This window comes from Nonomuraea corallina (assembly GCF_027620315.1).
Taxonomy (GTDB): domain Bacteria; phylum Actinomycetota; class Actinomycetes; order Streptosporangiales; family Streptosporangiaceae; genus Nonomuraea; species Nonomuraea corallina.
In genome coordinates, this window is sequence record NZ_JAPNNL010000265.1 from 1 (window position 1) to 6,572 (window position 6,572).

General features: G+C 72.2%; 6 protein-coding genes and 1 pseudogene. 4 read left to right on the top strand and 3 right to left on the bottom strand.

The features are described 5' to 3' along the window. Positions 1–432 (bottom strand): annotated as a pseudogene (locus OUY22_RS35010) (hypothetical protein); the annotation flags it as partial. Positions 433–514: 82 nt separating this feature from the next. On the opposite strand from OUY22_RS35010, the gene OUY22_RS35015 reads away from it, so the two are divergent. The 3 genes from OUY22_RS35015 to serS are packed head-to-tail and all read left to right on the top strand — an operon-like array spanning position 515 to position 3,972. Then, complete coding sequence (locus tag OUY22_RS35015; protein WP_270159605.1) at positions 515–1,744, top strand: glycosyltransferase 87 family protein; 1,230 nt, start codon at positions 515–517, stop codon at positions 1,742–1,744. Positions 1,745–1,746: 2 nt separating this feature from the next. Continuing rightward, positions 1,747–2,667, top strand: coding sequence for a prephenate dehydratase (gene pheA, locus OUY22_RS35020; protein WP_270159606.1), 921 nt, complete (start codon positions 1,747–1,749; stop codon positions 2,665–2,667). A 42-nt stretch (positions 2,668–2,709) separates the two neighbouring features. Beyond that, on the top strand, positions 2,710–3,972 hold the full coding sequence (gene serS, locus OUY22_RS35025; protein WP_270159607.1) for a serine--tRNA ligase: 1,263 nt from the start codon (positions 2,710–2,712) through the stop codon (positions 3,970–3,972). Here serS and OUY22_RS35030 read toward each other — a convergent pair. Both OUY22_RS35030 and OUY22_RS35035 read right to left on the bottom strand, forming a co-directional pair. Beyond that, positions 3,936–5,345, bottom strand: a complete 1,410-nt coding sequence (locus OUY22_RS35030) for a hypothetical protein (protein ID WP_270159608.1) — start codon at positions 5,343–5,345, stop codon at positions 3,936–3,938. The genes serS and OUY22_RS35030 overlap by 37 nt on opposite strands. 188 nt (positions 5,346–5,533) lie before the next feature. Continuing rightward, positions 5,534–5,737 (bottom strand): cold-shock protein, encoded by a 204-nt coding sequence (locus OUY22_RS35035; protein ID WP_101787411.1) that lies wholly within the window; start codon positions 5,735–5,737, stop codon positions 5,534–5,536. Between the two features lie 220 nt (positions 5,738–5,957). On the opposite strand from OUY22_RS35035, the gene OUY22_RS35040 reads away from it, so the two are divergent. Continuing rightward, the coding region (locus OUY22_RS35040) for an HAD family hydrolase (protein WP_270159609.1) at positions 5,958–6,572 on the top strand (615 nt) is incomplete at its 3' end.

Below are 6,572 nucleotides of genomic sequence, written 5' to 3' on the forward strand. Positions count from 1 at the left end.
CCGGGCGTCGTACCCGGTGCCGGTCTGGTGGTCCACCAGCTCCGCCCAGCCGGGCACGGTCGCGGAGCGGGCGTCGCCGGTGGGCCGCGGGGCGGGGGGCTCGGGGCAGCCGCGGCCGGGGGTGCCGGCGCGCTGGCCCGCCGAGACGGTCAGCCAGCCGGCGGCGGGGCAGGTGACGCCCCGGTCGGGGGGCGGGACGGCGCGGGTGGACAGGGAGGCCGTGCCGCCCTGCCCGGCGAGCTTCCACAGGTTCGGCGTACGTGACGCGTCGAGGTCGCTCCACTCGAGGCCGGGCACGCCGACGACGGCGACCCGTCCCTGAGCTCCCTGGACGGCGGCGAGGGCCGGCCCGGGGACCGCGACGCCGAGCAGCGCGAGCACCCCGGCGACGACCAGCCACACCCGTCCGGCGCCAGGAAGGCCCGATGTCATGGGCAAGCGCCGGTGTGGCATGGTGCTGAACCCCCTCAGTCGGCGCGCCCTTGGCACGACCGCCACGGTAGCCTCCCACAGCGTGACGGATGTCGAGGCGCGGACGCGGCGGCGATGGTGGGCGTGGGCCCTGGCGGCGGTGATCGTCGTCGTGGGCGTGTGGCCGCTGGTCGAGCACTGGTTGACCAATCCCGACGACCAGCGCCTCGTCGATCTCGATGTCTACCGTACCGGCGGTCAGATGGTGCTGGAGGGCCGGCCGGTCTACGGGTTCTTCACGCCCGCGCCGCAGCTCCTGCCCTTCACCTACCCGCCGGTCGCGGCGCTGTTCGCGAGCGGGCTGGCGGCGATGTCGTGGGTGACCGCGCAGTGGGTGTGGACGGCGGGGATCTTCGCGGCGCTGGGGGTCGCGGTCGGGTTCGCGTTCCGCGACGTGCTGGGACGGCACACGCCGTGGGTGTTCGCGTTCCTGATGGTGGCCTGCACGTTCCTGATGCCGATCCGGGACCAGGTGCGGTTCGGCCAGGTGGACATCCTGCTGGTGGCGCTCTGCCTGGCCGACTGCGTGGCACGGCGGCCGTGGTGGCCGCGCGGGTTCCTGATCGGGCTGGCCACGGCGGTCAAGCTGACGCCCGGCGTGTTCCTGATCTACCTGCTGGTGACGCGGCAGTGGCGGACGCTGTTCCTGGCCTCGCTGGTGACGGCGCTGCTGACGCTGCTGCCGTTCGCGGTGGTGCCGCAGGACGCGGTCGACTTCTGGTTCGGCGCGCTGCTGGACTCCGAGCGGCTGGGCTCCAACGCCGCCACCACCAACCAGTCCATCCGCGGCATGCTCATCCGCCTCTACCTGCCGGACGCGCTGACGACCGTGATCTGGCTGGCCGCGGTGGCGGTGGTCGGCTGGTACGGGTTCCGCGGCGCGCGCGACGCCCACCGCGCCGGCGACCAGCTGACGGCGGTGGCGCTGGTGGGCCTGATGGCGGTGCTGCTGTCGCCGGTGGCGTGGATCCACCACCTGGCCTGGGTGGTCGTGGTGCTGGGCGCGATCGTGGGCGACGGGCGCGACCCGGTGCGGCTGCGGGTGGCCGCGGGGGTGTGGCTGTACTACGTGGTGCCGGTGCCCTGGTGGGGCGTGGCGATCAGGGCGGCGGAGATCCCCGTCGTCAGTCCCGTGCTGGGCAAGATCGTGCAGAACGGCTTCGGCCTCGGCGCGATCGTCCTCGTCTGGCTGCTGGTCCACCGGTTGCCGGCGCGGCGTGCCGAGGAGTCCCGAATGCCCCACCTACCACGTCAACCTGCGGATACCCTGTAAGCATGTCCAGAATCGCGTACCTCGGCCCCGAGGGCACTTTCACCGAAGAGGCCCTGAGGCTCCTGGAGCCCGGAGCCGAGCGGCTGCCCAGCGCCACCGTCACCGCCGCGCTCAACGCGGTGCGCTCCGGCGAGGCCGACGCCGCGGTCGTCCCGCTGGAGAACTCGCTCGAGGGCGGCATCACGACGACGCTGGACGAGTTCGCCTGGGGCGAGCCGCTGCTGATCACCGCCGAGCTGCTGCTGCCCGTGCGGTTCTCGCTGCTGGTCCGGCCCGACACCGGGCTCGCGCACATCAAGCGGGTCTATACCCACCCCGCCGCGATCACTCAGTGCCGCGGTTTCCTCAACCGCGAGCTGGCCGACGCGGTCGTGGTCTCCGCCCCGTCGACGGCGGCGGCGGCCCAGGAGGTGTCGCTGCCCGGCTCGCCGTACGACGCCGCGATCGCCGCCCGCATCGCGGGCGAGCACTACGGCCTGGTCGAGCTGCTGGACGACATCGGCGACCGGTCCGACACCGTGACGAGGTTCGTACGGGTGACCAGGCCGGGCCCGCTGCCCGAGCCGACCGGGAGCGACCGCACCACCCTGGTCGTCTTCCTGGCCGACGACCACCCGGGCGCGCTGCTGGAGATGCTGACCGAGTTCTCCGTGCGCGGCGTCAACCTGAGCCGCATCGAGTCGCGGCCCACCGGCCAGGGCATCGGCCGCTACTTCTTCCACTTCGACCTGGAGGGCCACGTCGCCGACGCCCGGGTGGGCGAGGCGATCGCCGGTCTGCACCGCATCTGCGGCGAGGTGCGCTTCCTCGGCAGCTACCCGCGCGCCGACGGGATGGCCCCGAGCATCAAGCGCGGCATGGCCGACCCCGACTTCGCCGGGGCGCAGGAGTGGCTCACCAGGATCCGCGCCGGCCGGGTGTGAAAGAAGGAGCGGTTCGCCGTCGCGCGCCGGTAGCCTTTCCTTGTGATCGACCTGCGTACCCTTCGTGAGGACCCCGACCGGCTCAGGGCGTCGCAGCGCGCCCGCGGCGAGGACGACTCGGTCGTCGACGCGCTGCTCGACCTGGACGAGCGCCGCCGATCCGCGCTGACCTCGTTCGAGTCCACGCGCGCCGAGCAGAAGAGCCTCGGCAAGCAGGTCTCCAGGGCGCAGGGCGAGGAGAAGGCCGCGCTGCTCCAGCGGGCCAAGGACCTCGCCGTCCAGGTGAGGTCCACCGAGGCGGAGGCCGAGAAGCTCGGCGCCGAGCTCGACGGGCTGCTCCAGACGGTGCCCAACATCGTGGAGGAGGGCGCGCCCCCCGGCGGGGAGGACGACTACGTCGTCCTGGAGACCCACGGCGAGCCGCGCGTCTTCGACTTCGAGCCCAGGGACCACCTGGAGCTGGGGGAGCGCCTCGACGCGATCGACATGGAGCGCGGCGCGAAGGTGTCCGGATCGCGGTTCTTCTTCCTCAAGGGCCTGGGCGCCAGGCTGCAGCTCGGCCTGCTCAACATGGCCATGCAGCAGGCGATCGAGGCCGGCTTCGTGCCGATGATCACTCCCGTCCTGGTCAAGCCGGAGACCATGCAGGGCACCGGCTTCCACGTGGCGCACGACAAGGAGATCTACCGCCTGCCGGAGGACGACCTCTACCTGGTCGGCACCTCCGAGGTGTCGCTGGCCGGCTACCACGCGCAGGAGATCCTGCCCGCCGACCAGCTGCCGCTGCGCTACGCGGGCTGGTCGTCGTGCTTCCGCCGCGAGGCGGGCTCCTACGGCAAGGACACCCGGGGCATCATCAGGGTCCACCAGTTCGACAAGGTGGAGATGTTCTCCTACGTCCGGCCTGAGGACGCGGCGGCCGAGCACCTGCGGCTGCTGGAGTACGAACGCCAGATGATGGCCAAGATCGAGGTCCCCTACCGCGTGATCGACACGGCGGCGGGCGACCTCGGCATGTCGGCGGCCCGCAAGTTCGACTGCGAGGCGTGGATCCCGACCCAGGGCCGCTACCGCGAGCTGACCTCGACCTCCAACTGCACCGAGTTCCAGGCCCGCCGGCTGGGCGTGCGCTTCCGCGACAAGGACGGCAGGCCGCAGTACGCGGCGACGCTCAACGGCACCCTGGCCACCACCCGGTGGATCGTCGCCATCCTGGAGAACCACCAGCAGGCCGACGGCTCCGTCGTGGTCCCCCAGGCGCTCCGCCCCTACGTCGGGCTGGACGTGCTGGAGCCGGTCAGATAACCGCGCCGGCGCAGCGCGACCAGCCCGGCGACGGTGACGACCGGCGCGACGACGGCGGCCAGGGCGAGCGCGACCCCGTGGTCCAGCAGGCCCACGCTCCACGCCCTGAACGGGGCTGCCACACAGAGCCCGGCCAGCACGCCCAGCGCCAGCGCGTCGACCGCGCCCCGTGACCTGATGGCGCCGTCCGCCACCAGCGAGGAGGCCACGAAGGCCGCGGAGATCAGCAGGACCGTGCCCAGCGCCCCGCTGAGGAGGGGCGTCGGGTCCCACGTCCACGGCGGGTCCTGCTGCCATCCGAAGGCTCCCCCGAACGGGATCAGCGCTGTCAGCAGGCCGCCGAGCCCGCCCAGCACGGCCGTGAGCCAGGCGCGGACGCGGGCCCGCCGCCCGGCCTGGACCGACAGGGCGAGCAGGGCGGCCCAGGCGGCGGCCATCCCGGCGACCAGCATCTCTCCGCCGTCGTCGGCGGGCCTGCGGAGCGGGATCGCCGCCGACTCCAGCAGGCGGCCGTCACCGGTGAAGCCGATTCGCCGCCACATCCCGTCGACGGCCCGCACGGCGACGCCGTCGCGCCGGTTGGCCACGACCACGACGTGGCCGCCTGGTCGCTCCTGGACGACGAGCGACGAGGCGACGATGGGCTCTTCGCCGGGCCGCTCCCGGCTCAGCTCGCGTTCGAGCATCGTCACCCGGCCGGGAGGGATCTCCCAGTCGAGCGCCCAGGTGCGGCCCGCGTCGGCGGAGCGCATGACCCTCACCCGGCCGTCGACGAGCCGGTAGCAGTGCTCGCGCAGGCAGGCGGCGCGCTGGCCGGGCCCGCTCCGGACGACCGGCTCCTCGACGCCGGTGATGCGCGCGGGCCGGGGCGGGACGTACGGCACCCAGCTCGTGCCGCCGTCGCGTGACTCGTACGCGCCGTCGAGCACGATCGCGCCGTCCTTGAGCGCGACGACGCCGGCGCTGGGCCGGGCGGGGACGGCGGAGGTGGCGGTGACAGCGAGGACGGCCAGGGGGACGGCGGTGAGCACCCGCCGGCGCGCGGCCACCGCCTCCCGGCTGCGCTGCCGCACCCACCAGGCCAGGAGGAGCGCGGGGAGGGCCACGAGGTCCCCAGGATCGGCCAGGACGCGCGAAGGCCCCGCCAGGGTGGTCCAGATCAGGGTGGCGGCCTCCGCACCCGTCTGCGTGGTTTTGACGAGCGTGAAGAGCGCGCCGGTCAGGAGGGTCGCCGCGAGGTCGGCGCGGCGCGCCAGCAGGAGCGCCACCAGGGGCGGCGCGACGACGAGTCCGGCGACGTCACTGAGCTTGCCCGTGACGAGGCCGGGCCAGGTCTGCTTGAGTACGTGATCGTTGAGTAACAGGACGATCACGGAGGCCACCGTTAGGGGGTGGCATAACCAGGCGTACCTCATATATCGCTTGATGTGAAGAAAGGTAGAGAGGTTCGCCCGGCGTGTGCATCGAGTCACAGTCGTGACAACGTTCCGTCAAGGGCATAACAAACGCGAAAGGCCGGGGCCCGCTGGAAGCGGGTCCCGGCCTGTCTCGCTGCTACAGGTCAGATGGAGCGGACCTGGGAGGCCTGCGGCCCCTTCTGGCCCTGCGTGATCTCGAACTCGACCCGCTGGCCGTCTTCAAGGCTGCGGTAGCCGTTGCCGACGATCTCGGAGAAGTGCACGAACACGTCCGGCGCGCCGCCGTCCGGGGCGATGAAGCCGAAGCCCTTCTCGGCATTGAACCACTTGACGGTTCCCTGAGCCATAAAAGCTCTCCCTCAGGATGTGAATCTATGGGACCCACACCTCGTGGGTCCCGGTGTGTCGTACAGCAAGCACCCGGGGTGGCTCAGACAAAGTCATGCTGGTTTTCACTACGGGATAGCTAATACAACGCCTCATATCTAACACCAATCTGGCGCGTTGGTGTTCCCGTCCAACGAAGATTTCTGGCTGGGCGCATCACCGGGCAAACTGGAACGTGTTATGCACAAGCTTCGCGCACCTCGTCTGGTGGCCACCGACCTGGACGGCACCGCCCTGCGTACGGACGGAACCGTGTCTCCCCGCACCGCCGCCGCGTTCGCCCGGGTCGAGGAGGCCGGGGCCATGCTCGTGTTCGTGACCGGCCGCCCGCCTCGGTGGATGCACACCGTGGCGGGCGCGGTCCGCCACCGCGGCCTCGCCGTCTGCGCCAACGGCGCGTTGATCTATGACCTCCACACCGAACGGATAGTGAAGTCTCACCTCATCGACTCGGAGGTGCTCGAAGAGGTCGTCGCTCAGCTTCGAGCGAACATCCCCGATCTGTCGTTCTCGGTCGAGTACGAGGGCGGCTTCGCGCGCGAGTCCGACTTCCGTCTGGGGACCTGGGACCGCAAGGCCGCCGACGGGGCGCGCGTCGGGTGGCACTCGCTCACCTCGCGCGCCTGCGTCAAGCTGCTGGCCCTGCACCCCGCGATGGGCCCCGACGAGCTCCACACCACCGTGCACGAGCTGGTCGGGCACCTGGTGACCGCCACCCACTCCAGCGGCCGGGGGGGGGGGGGGGGGGGGGGGGGGGGGGGGGGCGGCCCCGGCCCCCCCCCGGCGCCCCCCCCC